At 58.8% G+C, this 17,094-nt stretch carries 13 protein-coding genes; 6 read left to right on the forward strand and 7 right to left on the reverse strand.

The window, feature by feature from the left end; genetic code table 11:
- Nucleotides 1-54 precede the first annotated feature (54 nt).
- A complete protein-coding gene (locus LOC68_RS05780; RefSeq protein WP_230216676.1) occupies nt 55-1,239 on the forward strand; it encodes a DUF58 domain-containing protein in 1,185 nt (394 codons plus the stop codon).
- Nucleotides 1,236-3,668, forward strand: coding sequence for a transglutaminase TgpA family protein (locus tag LOC68_RS05785; RefSeq protein ID WP_230216678.1), 2,433 nt, complete (start codon nt 1,236-1,238; stop codon nt 3,666-3,668). The genes LOC68_RS05780 and LOC68_RS05785 overlap by 4 nt, the downstream gene beginning before the upstream one ends.
- A 206-nt stretch (nt 3,669-3,874) precedes the next feature.
- Here LOC68_RS05785 and ychF read toward each other — a convergent pair whose 3' ends face one another.
- From ychF to LOC68_RS05800, 3 genes are all read right to left on the reverse strand, one after another.
- Complete coding sequence (gene ychF, locus LOC68_RS05790) at nt 3,875-4,966, reverse strand: redox-regulated ATPase YchF (protein ID WP_230216680.1); 1,092 nt, start codon at nt 4,964-4,966, stop codon at nt 3,875-3,877.
- Nucleotides 4,967-5,164: 198 nt separating this feature from the next.
- Nucleotides 5,165-5,881, reverse strand: a complete 717-nt coding sequence (locus LOC68_RS05795; RefSeq protein ID WP_230216681.1) for a hypothetical protein — start codon at nt 5,879-5,881, stop codon at nt 5,165-5,167.
- A 261-nt stretch (nt 5,882-6,142) separates the two neighbouring features.
- Nucleotides 6,143-7,399, reverse strand: a complete 1,257-nt coding sequence (locus LOC68_RS05800) for a hypothetical protein (protein WP_230216683.1) — start codon at nt 7,397-7,399, stop codon at nt 6,143-6,145.
- 169 nt (nt 7,400-7,568) lie between these two features.
- On the opposite strand from LOC68_RS05800, the gene LOC68_RS05805 reads away from it, so the two are divergent.
- The 4 genes from LOC68_RS05805 (at nt 7,569) to LOC68_RS05820 (ending at nt 11,696) form a co-directional block, all read left to right on the forward strand.
- Nucleotides 7,569-7,973, forward strand: a complete 405-nt coding sequence (locus LOC68_RS05805) for a VOC family protein (RefSeq protein WP_230216685.1) — start codon at nt 7,569-7,571, stop codon at nt 7,971-7,973.
- Nucleotides 7,974-8,002: 29 nt separating this feature from the next.
- Nucleotides 8,003-8,686 (forward strand): hypothetical protein, encoded by a 684-nt coding sequence (locus LOC68_RS05810; RefSeq protein ID WP_230216687.1) that lies wholly within the window; start codon nt 8,003-8,005, stop codon nt 8,684-8,686.
- A gap of 1,020 nt (nt 8,687-9,706) precedes the next feature.
- Nucleotides 9,707-10,420, forward strand: coding sequence for a hypothetical protein (locus tag LOC68_RS05815; protein WP_230216688.1), 714 nt, complete (start codon nt 9,707-9,709; stop codon nt 10,418-10,420).
- A 163-nt stretch (nt 10,421-10,583) separates the two neighbouring features.
- Complete coding sequence (locus LOC68_RS05820; RefSeq protein ID WP_230216690.1) at nt 10,584-11,696, forward strand: hypothetical protein; 1,113 nt, start codon at nt 10,584-10,586, stop codon at nt 11,694-11,696.
- A gap of 23 nt (nt 11,697-11,719) precedes the next feature.
- Here LOC68_RS05820 and LOC68_RS05825 read toward each other — a convergent pair whose 3' ends face one another.
- The 4 genes from LOC68_RS05825 to LOC68_RS05840 all read right to left on the reverse strand — a co-directional run bounded on the left by LOC68_RS05825 (nt 11,720) and on the right by LOC68_RS05840 (nt 17,083).
- The gene (locus LOC68_RS05825) at nt 11,720-12,925 is read right to left on the reverse strand and encodes a serpin family protein (protein WP_230216692.1); all 1,206 of its coding nucleotides are present in this window, start codon (nt 12,923-12,925) and stop codon (nt 11,720-11,722) included.
- A gap of 74 nt (nt 12,926-12,999) precedes the next feature.
- Complete coding sequence (locus LOC68_RS05830) at nt 13,000-14,541, reverse strand: sulfatase family protein (RefSeq protein WP_230216694.1); 1,542 nt, start codon at nt 14,539-14,541, stop codon at nt 13,000-13,002.
- 260 nt (nt 14,542-14,801) lie between these two features.
- Nucleotides 14,802-15,875, reverse strand: a complete 1,074-nt coding sequence (locus LOC68_RS05835) for an alpha/beta hydrolase (RefSeq protein WP_230216696.1) — start codon at nt 15,873-15,875, stop codon at nt 14,802-14,804.
- A 59-nt stretch (nt 15,876-15,934) separates the two neighbouring features.
- The gene (locus tag LOC68_RS05840) at nt 15,935-17,083 is read right to left on the reverse strand and encodes an alpha/beta hydrolase (protein WP_230216698.1); all 1,149 of its coding nucleotides are present in this window, start codon (nt 17,081-17,083) and stop codon (nt 15,935-15,937) included.
- Nucleotides 17,084-17,094: the final 11 nt, after the last annotated feature.

Below are 17,094 nucleotides of genomic sequence, written 5' to 3' on the forward strand. Positions count from 1 at the left end.
CTATTCCAGGCGTTGAAGGAGGTTCGGATGTCGTTCTGGAGCAGACAGGGCTCCATGATTACTCGCGAAGGGACTTACTATCTCCTCGTGATGACGTTCATCGTGATCGGCGCCATGATTCGCAACTTCCAGTTGCTGATGGTTCTGGCCTGCATGATGGTCGGCCCTTTGCTTTACAACTGGCGCGTCGTGCAGGGATCGCTACGCCGGCTAAAATTCACCCGCAAGCTCTCCCATTCGGTCTGTGCCGGCGATCCGCTGTTGATCGAACTGCGCGTCGAGAATTCGGGACGCGGTTCGGTTTATGCAATCGTCGCGAGCGACGTCATCGAAGCGGTCGACGGCCCGAATGTCGGCGAGACGTGCGACGTCGAAGTCTTTTTCGCACGCGTCCGGAGCGGAGCGCCGGAGACATCGACCTACAGGGCCCGCGTCCAGCATCGTGGGCGATATCGGCTTGGCCCGCTCGAAGCGTCGACCGCATTTCCGCTTGGTCTAATCCGCAATACGTTGAAGCTGGGCGAAACCGACGACTTGATCGTCTACCCGCGAATTGGGCGTTTGACCCCGGTCTGGAAGCGGCTGATTCAAGACGATCGTTCTGGCTACGCCGCGAGTCGCCGCACGCACGGCATGCATGAAGGAGACTTCTACGGCCTGCGCGAATGGCGAACCGGGGATCCGAAGCAATGGATCCACTGGCGCACGACCGCCAAACGGAACCAATTGGTTGTGCGGCAATTTGAAAAACAGAGCGAGCAGGACGTAACGATCATCGTCGACGCTTGGGTTTCGCCGCAGCCGACTCCGCAGGAAGTTGCGAGCGTCGAGCGAATCGTCAGCATGGCCGCTTCGGTCGTCGCTGATCTTTCGGCCGTTGGCGGTTGTCAGATGTATCTCGCGTGCGCTGGCGCCAAGATGAAAAACCTCCACGGGTCGGTCTCCCAGGCGTTCGTCCACGAGGCGATGACCATGTTGGCCGAAGTGACGCCAGCCCCGCACAAGTCGATCGACAAATGTCTGTTGAACGCACTGCGGGTGGGGCGAACCGGCAAGGTGGTTATTCTCAGCTCGCGAAAGTTGGAGCTCTCGGATACCAACACGTTTCAGCAGGTCTGGAACGATCACAAGCTGCGATCGGAAATTGGACGAGTGATCTGCCTGTCCGACGCACGGGGCGAACTGGAGAACCTGTTTTTCGACGGCGCCCAGATTAACTCCGGAAAGGAGTCGTCATGAAGGTCGAACGTCTGCTGCAAATCAGCGTCGCTGTTTTGGCGGCGCTCGGAGCGATGTTGCTCGGCGGGGGAGAAACCGACGACGCCGCGCTGCCGATCGCCGCGGTGGCGGCTGCATTCATTTCGGTTTACGTCACCGACATTCAGCGCTGGTTCAGTTTGAATCGGAACCTGGCCAACATCGCGGCTTTGTTGGCGGTCGCGTTTTCGATCTCCGACTTCTGGCCCGGCAACAGCACCGAAAAGCTGCAGGCGATCGCTAAACTGCTGATCTATCTGCAGATCGTCCTCTTATTCCAGCGGAAGTCGACACGCGTTTATTGGCATCTCTGCGTATTGAGTTTATTGCAGGTGGTGGTCGCCGCTGCGCTTAATTTGAACGTGTCGTTCGGCTTTATGCTGGTCGCCTACATGTTCGCCGCACTGACGACGCTCAGCTTGTTCTTCATTTACCGGGAAACGGTTCGCGTCGATCCGGTATTGAAAGCGGAACATGACGCGATCGACAATCGCCCCGTCTTCGCTCTATTTGGGGGACGGGATGAGCTTATCGACGTCAGCGCCGCCAACACCGAAGCGGTGGTGCTCGAATCGCGACTTCCCAAGAATCTGGCGACCGTCTTTTCCAGCTGGCAGATGTTCGTCCAGGTCTGCAAGCTCGGCTTCGTCACGCTGATTGCGACGGTCGTCGTCTTTTACGCGTTTCCGCGACCTCATCGTGATCAGTGGGGCGGTGGACTCGCCGGCGGTCTGCGTGAGACCGGCTTTAAGGATCAGATTTCGTTCGATCGCATGGGACGGATCATGCAGAGCGACGAAATGGTGATGCGAGTCGGGTTCCGCAGTCCGGTGACCGACATGCCGAAAGAGTCGTCGCTGGAGCCGTACTTCCGCGGCACCGTCCTCAACCGTTACCAGATTCAGACCTCGAGCTGGATCACGACTTATTCGCCTGATGACGAAGGCGCCACCGAATTGCCGACTCCGCCGCCGGGCGTCGAAATGGTTCGGCAACGCGTCGTTTTGAACCCGCGTACTCGGCTGGTGCAGACGGCGCATGGGCATCTCCTCTTTAGCGTTTATCCAGCGTATCGCGATCGTTTGACTTCGCCCGAGATCATCGACGACCGATTGGCCGGGTTTTTGTCGTACGCGACGCCCGACGCACTTGGGGCGAAGCCGTCGCAGTACAACGTGTTGATCCCTTGGCGACCTGCCGAGTTGGAAAACCGACTGCTGGCGGTGGAAAGTCGCGGCAAGGACAAGGATAATCTCGACTGGCGCACGGTCGACTATCTCTCGTCGCTCAAGAAGGTCGAAGTTTTCGCGTTTGGGCAGCTGCAGCAAACGACTCGGGAAGCGATCGCCGATTCCAAGATCGATCCGAACAACGACTTCGAGGTCGCCCAGACGCTCGAACGCTTCTTCACCGACGACGGCGGCTTTAACTACACGCTTGAAATCGATCCCCGCGTCCGTGATCCAAATCTCGATCCGCTGGAGGACTTCGTGGTCAACCATCGCTCGGGGCACTGCGAATACTTCGCCGGCGCGATGGCGCTGATGCTGCGATATCAGCAGATCCCGTCGCGAATCGTCGTCGGCTACAAAGGGGGCGAATACAATTCGGTCGGCGGCTACTACGCCGTGAAGCAGATGCACGCTCACGCTTGGGTGGAAGCGTACATCAAGCATGAAGATCTCCCCGAAGCGGTACGCGACAGCTACCCGACCGGCGCCTGGCTGCGGCTAGATCCGACTCCCAGCGGCGAAACGCAAGCGGTCTACGAAGAAAAAGAAGGGTTCCTGAGCAAGACGCTCGATTGGTTCGACTATCTCGAACTGATGTGGCGCGATTACGTGGTCGAGATGAACTCGGAGCGTCAGGAGAACGCGATCTACAAGCCGTTTACCGATCGCATCTGGCGACCGCTCGGTGGTTGGTTCAACTACGAAGAATGGCGGCAGTGGGTGAAAGACCATGCTGCCAGCATCGGCATCGACATCGAAGGGGAGTGGTTCAGCTGGTACATGAGCCTGCTGACGATCTTCTGTACGATCGCCGGGTTTGCGATTTATCAGGGAGGTCGCTGGCTCTTCCGCCGCTATGGCTTGCCGCTTTGGCGCTGGGTTCGCCGCCAGCTTCACTTCAACCGCCACGGCGTCACGTTCTACTTGCAGCTCGAACGTCGACTCGCGAAATGCGGGATGCGACGCAATCCCGGGCAAACGCCGTACGAGTTCGTCGATTCGCTCCGCGAACGTCTGACGCCGGTGGCGATGGATGCGATCGCGCCGATCGTCGAGGCGTACTACCGCGTCCGCTTTGGCGGCGTGGTCCTCAGTGAGGATGCGCTGGCCGGCATCGACGAACGGATGCTGATCCTGCAGGGAGAACTCGATCAGCTCAATCGAGCCCCGCGGTTCTAAGAGGTTCCGCCACTTGGTTAGCCCAGATAGCTGCTGCTATCTGGGCGGCGCAGCCGCTGGAAGCATTGGCCAGCGGCGTGCAGCGCGAAAGAAGTTGGCGACTTCAAACGATTGCCATCCTCCGCTTGGATACAGAACGCGGACAGATGCTTCCTGCCGACTTCGTCGGCCCAGATAGCGAGAGCTATCCGGGCGAACCATCTCGTTTACACGTTAAACAGGAAGTGGCAAACGTCGCCGTCCTGCATGACGTAAGCTTTCCCTTCGACGCGCAGTTTGCCGGCGTCGCGGATCGCTTTTTCTGAGTGGTATTGTTCCAGGTCGGCGACCGAGTAGGTCTCGCAGCGAATGAAGCCGCGTTCGAAGTCGGAGTGGATCACGCCGGCCGCTTGCGGGGCGGTGGCGCCGATCGGAATCGTCCAAGCTCGAACTTCCTTCTCGCCGGCGGTGAAGTAGCTTTGCAGGCCGAGTAACTTATACGCCGCCCGAGCGAACGTGTGGAGCGCCGGTTCGGTCAGGCCGACGCTTTCCAGCATCTCCTGGCGATCGGCCGGATCGAGCTCGATCAACTCCGCTTCCAGACGCGCACAAACCGGGACGACTTCGCCCCCTTCTTCCGCCGCGCGGGCTTTCACCTTGGCGACCAGGTCCCCTTCGCCGGAGAGGTTGTCTTCGTCGACGTTGGCCAGGTACAGGACCTTCTTGGCGGTGATCAGGCCCAGCCCTCGAATCCGCTTGGCGACTTCCGGGTCAGTGATCGACATCGAACGGACCGGTTTGCCTTCCGAGAGGACTTCGTAGCACTGGGCGAGCAGCTCAAGCCGAGCCTTCGCTTCTTTGTCGCCGGAGCGAGCCGACTTGGCGGCGCGATCTTTGGCCGATTCGACCGTTTGCAGGTCGGCCAGCATCAGCTCGGTGTCGATCGTTTCGATGTCGCGAATCGGGTCGACCGAGCCTTCGACGTGGATGACGTCGTTGTCGGCGAAGCAACGGACGACATGAACGATCGCGTCGACTTCACGGATGTGCGAGAGGAATTTGTTCCCCAACCCTTCCCCTTCGGAAGCCCCCCGGACGATGCCGGCGATATCGACCAACTGCAGCACAGCCGGGATCACCTTCTGCGTCTTGATGTACTGCTGGATCGTCTCCAAACGGGGATCCGGGACCGGGACGATCCCGACGTTGGGCTCGATCGTGCAGAACGGGTAGTTCTCGCTGGCGATGCCTGCGGCGGTCAAGGCGTTGAACAGCGTCGATTTGCCGACGTTGGGTAGACCGACGATTCCAGCTTCCATAGCTAACTGACTTCTTTATTGGGGATCGAGATATTAGCGCCAAGCGGTTGATTTTACCCGAAAACGCCCCACCGGTAAGCGGTGCTGCCGGCTCGACGTTCGCGGCTTTCCGGAAACGAAAAAAGCGTCGATCGGGCGGATCGACGCTTTTTGTGGGTGGATCGTGGGTCGCTTCGCGGCGGGCGAAGCGGTTTTCGACTAGTACGAGTCGCGCCCCAGGTTGCGGGGGTTCCGCGACGGAACGCTGCTGCGAGTGGTCGTCGTCGAAGTCGGGTAGCTGCTCGACTGATAGGTCGGCTGCGAGAAGGTCCGGGTTGAGCGAGTCGTCGGCTGCGAGTAAACTCGCTGGCCGCTTCCTTGGCTCGTCATCATGGTCGGCGAGTCTTCATAAATGATCTCCCCTTCCTGCGGACCGGCGTAGGTCGGGACCCCTTCGGTGACGACGCCGCCGTGAGCGTGACCGCAACCGCAATCAGCGCCGCAGTCGCCGCCGCAAGCCGGACCGCAGCTGCAGCTCGGACCGCCGCAGGCTCCGCATTCGCAGCAACGATTGCCGAAACGAACGCCGAGCAAGCCCGGATGGCAGATCTTGGACGGATTCGGACCGATGTAGTTGCCGTGGCAATCGCACGGATCGCACTTCGGCGGATCGCTCCACCATTCGCCCCAGTAAACTTCGTCGCCGCAGCCAGCGCCGCAGGTCGCCTTCTTGTGGATGTAGCTCAGGATCACCTTCGGCGGAATGATCGGCAGGCAGAGCTTGAACGGCGAGCAGTGGCCGTGACCGCAGGTCGGTCCACATGACGGTCCGCAAGTGTCGCATGGAGCCGGACCATAGTGCTGAGCGGCGCCGATTTGAGTCGAACCAAGGACGATCGCCATGGTGATGACGGCGATGATTGCTGAAAGTCGCATCGGCGAAATTCCTCTTTGCTGACGGCGGGGGAATGGGCATGCGAGCCCACGGCGTAATGTCCGTTACCCCTCTGTATCGGCGTTACGCTTCCGCTAATCGAGAAAATCCGCATAACCGGCAAAGTTTTCCACTTCGCCGGGCTAGCACCGCGACGCGACGTTCGCAGCCAAGAAAAAATAAAGGCCGTCGTGTGGGGCAGGAACACGACGGCCCTAAAGAAAGGGCGAACCCTCTCCTTTGTGGTGAATTGATAAGGGCAGTTATCGGCTTTCATTCGGTTGCGGTTCATCGCATTTTGCGATTTCTTCCCCCCCGCTATCACGCGAAAACGGCCAGCGCCGATTCTTCCACATATCCCGGATTTTCGTCATCGCCGACCAATCGGCCGTCTCCCCACCCAAGATCTCCGCTAGCGTTTCCTCTTGGCCGCGATAGCCCGGCGGGAAACGCAAAATGACCTGCGATCCGCTCTCGGTCTTCTGCGCCGCCACCGACGCGAGCGTTCCTTTCGCGATCTGCAAGTTGCTCAGGTCGACCAGCGTATCGACCCGCGGCCCGATCAAAAACCGGCGATAGCGGAAGTGCCAACCATTCTCTTTTTTCACGAGCTTACCGAGCGTGAACCACGGCGTGCTCGGCAAGCTGATCACGGTGAACGCCGTCAGCGTCGTCATGTCCGACGTCAGCGGATAACTGCGCCACGCGACCAAGTCCCACATGATCCGTGCGCTCAGCTTCAGCGCTTGCAGCGAGCGGTTCATCGTCAAAGCCGACATGATCAAGATCGGCAACGCGAACATCAGTCCCAGCGCCGGATGAATCCAGCAGAGGACGTACATCGTCACCACGACGCCGATCCGCAGAAAACGCAGCGCCGTGTCGACCAGCGGAAACGGCGAGAGCAGGATGATCACTTCGACCAGATTGCCGAAGATCCAGATTGACGCGTAGAAGCTCAACATCACCACCATCGTCGCGTAGGTCAGCACCTTTTCGGCCAGCGACGGATCGCTTCCCAGGTCCGCCCCCAACAAATAGATGATCAGGCGAAAACCGAACAGGAACCCGACGAAGTTGAAGATCGCCCCCAGGATGTTGAGCGGCGTTTTCAGGTAACTCGCAAAGGTCAGAATCGTGTCTTTGAAGACGACGATCAGACTGCAGATCCCGGTGATGATCCAAAACCAAGGCTGATAAAAGAAGAACAGCTCGCCCCTTTGGTCGGCGTCGGTCATGAAGTAAACGACCGGCCCGGTCACTGACAACACCATCAGCGGCGAGAGCCCGGTCGCTGTCACGCCGACCACGTTTTCCATCCCGCTGGTGATCAGCCCCGATCGGCGGCGTCCGAAGTAATGGGACAAGACATGGCCCGGCGAGGCGTAAATCTCGTCATGCTGGGGCTCGATTTCCCCGTGCTGCGCCACTGGTGCGACGTCCTGCTCTCCCGGCTCGACCGCCCAGGAAAGGGACGGGGTGGCCGTCAGAAGCAGCAGCGTTACTAAGATCGTCTTCATAGATTCGTAAGCTAACGAAGGAAATGAAACGCCCAATTCACCAGCTATTCGTCGACAGTTGGCAAATCTCCGAGTTTGACCCTGTTAATTACCCCGCCCGCCCAGTTATACTATTTGTCCTGCCAAATCGGATGTTGCCAGTTAGTACGATTTTATACCCTCCCGCCTTATGACGCCTCCCTTGCCGATCCGCCGGCTGCAGCACATCGCTGTTTCGGCCGTCGATCCGATCCAGAGCCGCGATTTTTATCGCGACGTACTCGGGTTTCGTGAAGTCGAACGCCCTCCGTTCAATTTCCGCGGCGCCTGGTTGTGCGCCTATGGAATTCAGATCCACGTGATCGACCGGGCCGCGCCGCGCGATCAAGAGATCGGCGCCATCGATACCCGCGCCAGTCACCTGGCGTTTGAGGTCGAGGATCCGTCAGTCATCGTCGAGATCTTGGAAGGTCATGGGATACCGTACTTACAACGCGTAAACGCCGGCGGCATTCACCAAACGTTTTTTCATGATCCGGACGGCAATCCGATTGAGGTCGCCGTTTACCCTGCCGATCCTCCGTTCCTCCCCTAGCCAAATTTTCCCCACCTGGAGACTTAGTCATGAACGCAAACCGCATCGTCCTGCCGCTCGTCGTCGCTCTTTCCGTAGTGACGGTCGCCGATCTGGAAGCGGGCATCTTTGGTCGCCGCCGCGAACGAATCAAAGCCGAAGTCGCTTCGCAGCTGCGCTACGAAATGCAGGGGGAGATCGAACAAAAGGTGGCCGCCGCCAAAGCGGAAACTGCCGCTCAGCTCTCGGCCGAAACGACCGAGCAGATCCAAACCGAAGCGACCGCGCTGAAAGCGGAAGTCAGCGCCGCCCTCGCCGACATGCGTGAGTCGGCCAAGGCGATGCTCGCCGCCGAAGCGGATAAGCTGAAACAGGAAACCGCCGCTGAACTCGCCAAGCTGCGTGCTGACGCCGAAGCGAAACTGACCGCCGAATCGGACAAGCTGAAGAAGCAGGTCGAAACCGCCGTCGCCGGAATCAAGCAAGACGCAACGACCCAAATCGCCGCCGCGACCCAAGACCTGTCGACCCAGGTCAAAACCGAAACGGCCAAAGTCGCCTCGCAAGTCGAAGCGTCGCTGATGCCGAAACTGGAAGCCTCGCTCACCAGCGCGATCGCCCAGCACATGCCGAAAGCCCCGGCCGACGACAAGCAGGAAGAAAAGCAAGAAACGCCTGCCGTGCTGGCGACGGAAACCAACGTCAAAGAAGAGGCGCCGGCCGAAAACAAATAGCGTTCTCGCCGTCCAACTCAAAACCTCTCCCAGCCGCCGAGCGCACCCGCCTCGGCGGTTTTTTTATGTCCTCACCATTCGAATCCTTTCATTAGTAGCCCGAAGCGCAAGCGAGGGAAATGCGGCCAAGAAGCAAAGCGGAAAGCCGACAGCGGCCAAAACCAAAAACACTAGCCCGCAGCGCAAGCAAGGGAATGCGTCCGCAAGCCAATGACGAACGTCGAAGCCCGAATGACGAAAATGGAACCGGACCGCCAACACATTTTTTTTCGCGCAGACTGGACTGGACCGCACGCAATTTTTTTTCAGCCCCAAAGAGGCGTAACAAATCAATCGCCTCCGATCTCGACTGGACCGCAACGCCCATTTTTTTTCCGCGTCGACCTCGATCCACACAATTCCTTCACGCCCAAACGGACAGTGGACTGGACCGCCGCGCGATTTTTTTTTCGATCCGGACTGGACTGGACTGGACCGCTGTCGATTTTTTTTTGCGTCGCCCTGTATCCACAAGATTCATTAGCGCCGAAACGAACAGTGGACTGGACCGCAACATTTTTTTCGCCCGCTGGATCCAACTCCCCGTCTCAACCAACAGCGCGCACCGAAAGCGCAAACGCCCCGCTCCCGCAGCGCGCAAAATAGCTCGCAAGTCAGCTCAACAGCCAACCAGCACGCAGCCAGGCCAAGCAAACCCGCCGCGGTAACACCTCTTCCCAAGCCGAGGCGAAAAGAAAAACCGACGCCCCAGCGGTGATCAAGCGCTAGAGGTCATTTCCACCAGATTTTCCCAGAAGTCGAGCAATTTGGCAAACAGTTTTAAGAAGAGAGCAGGCTGAGGTGATCATGGCGCCCTGGTCGGTTTGCTTGCGGGCACATTCCCTCGGCTTGCGCCTCGGGTTAGTGTGGGGAGAGGCGTGCGCTCGTCATTCGAGTTGGCGTAGCGCATCGCTGTCTTGGCCGGATCGTCAGGCCAAGGCCTGACCTACAACGTCTTCAAGTTTATGAACGGAAGTTTCCATGTCAGAGGAGATCCCTGGTTCGACGGACGGTATCGACGAACGTGAGCTCTTCCTTATCGGGAATCAAGGATACTCCAACATCCGGACCGCGAAGCTGGAGATTACCCCAGATGACGTGAAGATCACGCCGGCCAAAACTGCGTGGGGATGTCTCGTTTCGTTCAACCTGCTTTGTTTGTTGGTTTGGTTCGGCTTTTTTTATCCTGTCTACCTCTACGCGGAGGAGGATCGTCGCGTCTTTGGACTTTTCGCCGTGACGTTGACGATGCTGGCTACCGCCGCCGGCGTGACGGCGCTGACGCTGTGGCAGTTTTGGAGAGAACAAGCGAGAGGGGATTGGCTGATCATCGATCGCTGGAACGGCGTCGTCTCTCTTCCCCGGCAGGGGATCACCGTGCCGATCGAAGCAGTCGATCACCTGCAAGCGATTACCGGCACTCGCTATCAAGAGAGCGGCTGGTCAGAGAGCGAGCACAAGTCCGAACTGAATATTGTGATTCGCGCAGGGGGCGAGCTACGTCGCTTTAACCTGATCACCTATCTGGGCGATAGCGAATTCGAAGCGATGGCGAAGTCGATCGCGACGCTTGAGTTGTTGCCGGTCAAACGGGTCAAATCGATCTGGGAACCCAAGCAGATTTTTGAGACCTGGCTGACGCCTCAGCAAGGATTCAAGTCGCAGGTCAAGCGTTGGCCTGACGTAAAGCGTTGACAAGCAAGGCGACGTCAGGCCAAGTCCTGACCTACGGTTCGGCGGAGGTGGCTGAAAAAATTTTTGCCCACTTGGATGGCGTTTTTCGCGGATAATAATAGCCCGCAACTCTATCGTCATGCGGGAGTTCGCTTCTGTCGCTGATCGTCTTGGAGCTGGTGAGATGTCCAAAACGCTGGATGGGGTTTCGAAGAATCGGGGCCCATGGTGGCATCGATTTGCGATTCGCTTTTGCACGTTCCTGCTATTTCTGCTGATCTATTGGACGCTCGGCTTTCTGACCGACGACATCTGGCAGATTCAGGGAACGCCTCGAGAAGTGGTCGAACGCCAGTATATAGGCGAGTCGCTCCGGGAAAAGCAATCGTCGCTGCAGCGCGAGCTGACCGAGCTTGACCAGCAAAACGCCGATACGCAAAGTCGCGCCTCTCAAGTGGAGCGTTCGGCTCAAACGGCGCAGGTCACCTGGACGCAGCTGCAAAAGTTCCGCGAACAGGCGGTCGACAAGGGAAGGGAACTGTCGGAGGAAGAGCAGACAGCGCTCGAAGATTCGCAGCGGCTGTTCCTCCGCTCGCAGAACGCTTCGTTGGAACTGCAAGCGAAGCTGACCGAAAACGCGCAGCAGCGGATTCGCCTGCAAGGGGAAGTCCGGGCGGTGAAAGAGGAGATTCAGACGAAACAAACGGCGGCGAATCAGGAGTGGACTCGCCTCTACCGACGCCATCAGTTCTGGCTGGCGTTGGGGCAAATTGGCTTGCTCATTCCGTTGATGCTGCTGGCCGGCTGGGCGCTGATGAAGGGGCGGGGCAAAACGTGGGCGCCGTTCGCCCAGGCCTTTGGAGCGGCGGTGCTGCTGAAGGCGCTCGTCACGCTGCACAGTTACTTTCCGGTCGACCTGTTGATTTATCCGCTGGTCGGAACCGGGCTGGTAATCGTCGCGACGGTCTTGTGGTATCTGATTCGGAGTTTGGCGAAGCCGCAAATCAACTGGCTGCTCAAGCAATACCAGGAACGATACCAGGCGTTCCTCTGCCCCGTCTGCGAATACCCAATCCGCCGCGGCCCGATGCGATTTCTGTTCTGGAACCGTAAAAGCATCGCGCGACTCGCCGTATCGGCGAGCGAAACGGAAGCGTCGAACGAGCCGTACACCTGCCCCTGCTGTGCGACGAAGGTGTTTGAAGAGTGCCCGAAGTGCCACGCCACGCGGCATTCGCTGTTGCCGGCGTGCGAGTCTTGCGGGGATGTGCGGGAGTTGGAGGTGGAGGAGAAGTAGCGCTGGAAAAAAATCGTTGCCGACTAACCCATGTATCGCCCAAGAAAGTGAATGGACTGCGTCCAGTTGTCCTGAATTGCGAACAGGAAGGGACGATCGGCGCGAAACTCGACCGGGACTTGTTTTTCATACGCCGCTCCGCCAATGTGCATCACCGCAGTCGCGGCCGCCGCTTCTGTTCCTTCTTCATCGACTTTGATAAAAGCCTGGTGAAGGACGTCGGAAATCAATAGCCCTTCGGGATCGTCCGACATCCGCGAGAAGTCCGCATCCAGGGTAAACGCCTTCTTGACCCCAAGTCGCTGGAGGGTTGCTCCGAGCGACAGACTTGAATCGATCTGAAAACGGGGCAAGAAGACGTCTACTTCTCGATGCCGAAGTTGCGGCAGACTCTTTGCTCCTTCCAAGGCGAGCTGTCGTACGATTGAGATGACGTCGTATTGCGGTCGCGGCAGAAAGATCAGCATCGAGATATCGCCCCACTCGTTCGATACCTTCTCTCCGTGGTTCATCCGCTCGATCGTCTCTCGACTGTAACGCTGGTAGGGGAGGTTTAAGAGTTGCAGCGATTCGTTTTCTCCATAGGAGAAAGAGCGGCTCTTCCGCATCATCGGAACGCGGATCGCTCTCTCTGGCGAAGCGAAGAAATCTTCTTCGCTGGTTGCGGCGGCCGAGAATGGATATTCCCAGGCCCCCAGAAAATAGATCGCGTTGGTCAGGACCAGCCGCGACATCGGGTTCAGGGTCTGCGGCGGGATGAGTTCGGGGATGCAATCCGCCGTTTGCGCCGCCACCCAAGCGTTGATCTGCTGGCGAGCCGCTTCGGGATCTTGCTGAAAATCAACCTCGCCAAGTTCGGCCCCAAAAGACTCACGCGTGGTACGCAGAAATTCGGGCAGAAAGTGATACGACTGCTGTCCCCAGATTCGATTGGCCGAGCGAAACTCGACTCCTCCAGGACGCGCATTCGCCGCGAGATCGACGAACGCCGTCTGAACTCGCTCGTCGGAAAACGGAAAGCCGAGCGAGTTGGTCAATTCCGACAAGGTTTCTGCGGCGGCGCCTGACATCGTCATGGCAATCGCTGTTGCGATTCCGCTTGGGGAAAGCAGCAAGTTGTCGCAACTCGCCTGGCCGATCTGATCGAACAGCCGAAACCCAAATTGGTTGACGCTTTTGGCGAGACGAATTTGATCGCCGGGATCTTTCCAGGGAGTCTCGGGCTTCATGCGGCGGTTTCGCTTCCTTGACTGATCGCTTGCGTTTCGAGCTTCAAAGGAAAGGCGCCAGGCCAAGGCCTGATCTACCGAATCGACTCTTCCGGCAGTCCCGATTGAATCCCTTCGTCGAGCGGCATTTGATCCGGATTGCCGTTGCCGTGCACCGCGATCAGGCGGTCGAGTTCGGCTCGCAGTTGTTTGACCGTGTCGGCGTAGGCGGGATCGTTGATCAGGTTGTGATCTTCCGCCGGATCGGCTTTCAGGTCGTACAGTTCGGCCATATGTTTGTCAGGCGAGCCGTCGCCGTGCGGGTAGCGGATGTACTTGTACTGGTCGGTTCGCAGTGCCCGGACGTTGGGAGTGTAGGGGAACTGCTTTTCGTAGTTGTATTCGTAGTAGAAGCTGTCGCGCCAGCCGGAGTCGTCTCCTTGGGCGAGCTTCTTCCAGCTTTTGCCGTGAATGTTCTCCAGCGGTTTGGCGCCGCAGACGTCGAGGATCGACGGAGCGAAGTCGATGGTGGCCGAGATGTTTTCGATCACCCGCGGTTTGTCGGTCGGCGTCAGGCCGGGGTAGCGAACGACCAGCGGAATGCGGATCGACGGTTCGTGGCCGGTTCGTTTGTCGACCATGCCATGCTCTCCTTCGAGCAGACCGTTGTCCGACGTGAAGACGATCAGCGTGTTGTCGAGCTGGCCGGTCTTTTCGAGGTAGTCGTACAAGCGACCGACGCTATCGTCGACCGAGAGAATCGTTCCCCAGTAGGCGCGAACCATCCGGGCGAAGTCGGCGACCGCTTCCGGGCTGTCGTCGGGGAACTTCTTCCGCCAATCGAACAGCGGACCGTAGATGCCGTGCCAGGTATTGAGCCGCTTCTTGAACCAGGCCGGTTTATCTTCGAGATGGAACGCGGTTTCCGGATACTTCACGTCGACCTGGTCGAACGTATGTTCGTACTTCTTCTCCGGCAAGTAAAAGCTGTGGGGCGCCTTGTGCCCGACCATCAGCAGCCACGGTTTGTCGCCGTCACGTTTGCTGAGCCAATCTTCAGCCATGTCGGTGACGACGGTCGTGTAATAACCGTCGACCACTTTGCGACCCTGGCCGTTGAAGTTGAACTCGGTGTCGAAGTACTTCCCTTGTCCCTTGTGGGTGACGAAGTAGTCGAAGCCGGGACGAGGTTCGTCGTTCTCTTCCCCCATGTGCCACTTGCCGATGTAGGCGGTTTCGTAACCGGCGTCATGCAGACGCATCGGGAAGCTGACGAAGTTGGAGGGGTAATCGGTAAAGTTGTTGACCACGCCGTGAGCATGCGCGTAGAGACCGCTGAGGATCGACGCGCGACTCGGCGAGCAGAGCGAAGTGGTGCAGAAGTGATTCTTGAAAAGGAGCCCTTCGCTGGCAAGACGATCGACATGCGGCGTCTTCAGGTGGGGATGTCCCATGCAGCTGAGCGCGTCGTAACGCTGATCATCGGTCAGGATGAAGAGGACGTTCGGGCGTTTCGGCTCTTCGGCATGCAGTTGCACGGCGACCCAAAGCTGAGCGACCAGCGCCGCGCAAGCGGCGAAGGCGAACGCCAGTCGGCGGCGATTGTTGGTGGTCGAAGGGGCAGGGAATCGATGCATGAGGTTTCCTCTGTCTTCAGGCGGGGGCATGCTGCGCTTGATCGGAAAAGTAGCGCCGCGAGTTTTTCGGGGCGAATCTTGCGCATAAAAAAACCAAGGGAACACGGTTGGGGGAGCCGTATGACTACGCCTTGGCGGACAGGGACCGAAAGCGAGTCCCTGTAGGTAGTGTCATCTCTTCCGTGCGCTGCGTCAATTCCTAGCCAGATTTCCGGACGAAAATGGGGGAATTGAGCGGAGGAGGCCTGCGAGAATCGCGGCTATTCTCCCTTCGCCTTCTTGATCAGAAACGCCGTCATCGATCCATACGGATCTTTGCCGGCCGTAACGCCGGGCGCCGTCACGATGCACTCGAGCTCTTGCTTGTCCATCGCTTCTTTCAGCTTCAAGCCAAGCAACACATGATGCACCCAGACGTTTTGCGGCGTGTCGACCGTGACCGGCACGTTTCCTTGCGAGTAGGTCATATAGACGCTCGCCTTGTCGTCGTTTGACAAGTGCGTAATCGGCGACGCATCTTTCATCAGCTTGCGGACCGCGTCGGTTTCGACTTCCGCTTCGTTCTTCAGGCCGTAGAACTGCGGTAGCGCGTCATGCGCGACGAGATCAGGAACGCCAAACCACTCGCGATAGGTGAAAAGGTCGTAGGTCGATTGTCCCCCCATCGTTCCGGCGGCCAAGATGCGGGTCGACTCACGAGCAATCGGATCTTCGCTCTTGGGGTCGGCCAGGTCGTCATGAAACGCGAGCCAGAGACTGATCCCGGCGCCGGCCGAACCGCCAAAGCAGACGATGCGCTGCGGATCGATGTTCCATTCTTTCGCGCGGTGGCGAATCGTTTGCAGCGCTCGCGCCGCGTCGTGCATCATGATCGGATAGGGGCCTGCGTCGGACAACCGATAGTTGAGCGACGCAAAGGCGACTCCCTGATTCAGGTAGACTTTCGCCGCGTCAGGATTCATGCCGGACTTGTCGCCGCCGCGAAAACCGCCGCCATGGATGAAGATGACCAGCGGCGTCGGCTCTTTCGCGTCCGGGACAGTCCAGAGATCGAAACGTTGCTTGGCATGTTCGCCGTATGCGACGTCGGCATGCGTCGGCGGAACTTTGGCTCGCGTGGTCTGCGACATGGCGCGACGCTTGTCGCGATAGGTCCGCGCCTCGTCGAGCGTCAAAACGCCATCTTTGTTCGCATCGGCATCGGGGAAGCGTTTGAGAAGTTCTGCGAGTCGAGCGTCGACGTCCTGACGCTCTTGGGCGTCATCTTGGGCAAACGCAAGCGAACTGGTCGCCAGACAAGTCAGACACAACACCAAGGTTCGTAGCATCTTCATCGAGGGTCTCAAGTGCGCCGGGGGAAGGAAGCCAAAGTCCAAAAAACGCCGCAGACTTATCATTTCGCCGTTGGTTCCATTGTCGTCGCCTCGGCTCGCGTTACAACTCCGTCCCTATTTTTGTCGAACGTTTGCAAGAGACGCACCCCTCGCGGATTGTCCGCTTCCTGGCTGTCGACCTTTCCGTCTTGATTGACGTCGAGTCGGGCGAAGACCCGCGCAATCCGGTCGCTGTCGGGCGCCGTCGGTCGGTTGGGGCGACTGCCGGAAGAACGAGGGGCGGGGACGCTGGTCGTCTCTTTAACTGGCGTCTGGAAATGCTTCGCGATGAAAGCAACCGCCTTGCCGGCCGCTTCGTCCGTTTCCGGAATCGCCGGGCTCCCAAAGTAGAAGCCGTGCGGTCCGTTCTTCGGCAGGAAGGTTTCGACCTCCTTCTCCGCTTGCTTGAGCACCTTCACGTAGGCTTCAATCACCGAAGGGGGTGAGCTCCAGTCGTTTTGTCCACTCACCAGAAGTAGCGGACAACGGATCTTGTCCGCTTCCGAGAAGATGGTGGGACCCGGCGTGGGATTGCCGCGAGCGAGCACTCGCTCCAGCGCCGGGCTCAGTTTATAGCCGGTCGCTTTCGCCTTGGCGACTTCCTCCAGATTGATCGCCGGCGGAGCGCAGGCGATCGCACAGGTCAGGTCATAGCGAGCAGCGATGCGAATCGTATTGTGAGCCCCATGGCTGCCGCCGATCATCGCGACGCGCGTTTTGTCGATGAACGGGAGCTTCTTGATCGTTTCGAGCGCAAGCCCGGCATCTTCCCATTCAATCGGAGCGAATTCAGCGCGAGGACGGAAGTCGATCGAATAGATGGCCCAGCCTTGCGCCAGGAAGTTAGCGGTCGGCGCTCCCCGCATTCGTCCGAGCGAGTGCGTTCCTTTTTCAGACTGTCCGCCGCCGTGAATCATCACGACGACCGGAAACGGGCCGTCGCCGGGCGGCTTTCTTAGGTAGGCGGCGATCGGTTCTCCGCCGACGCCGTGGTATTGCGTCGCCATGCCGAGCGATCCATCCGAGAGCGTCTCCCAGTTGTCGTTCTGAGCGACCTTGTTTTCTGATCGCTGTTCTTCGGCGAATGCGAGGCAATTAGGAAACGTGACGACCGCCAAGACGATCAGGCTGGAAAGATGAGCGGCGGAGTAACTGGAACGCGAAAGCATAAGGTCATTCC

The organism is Blastopirellula sediminis (assembly GCF_020966755.1).
Classification (GTDB): Bacteria; Planctomycetota; Planctomycetia; order Pirellulales; family Pirellulaceae; genus Blastopirellula; species Blastopirellula sediminis.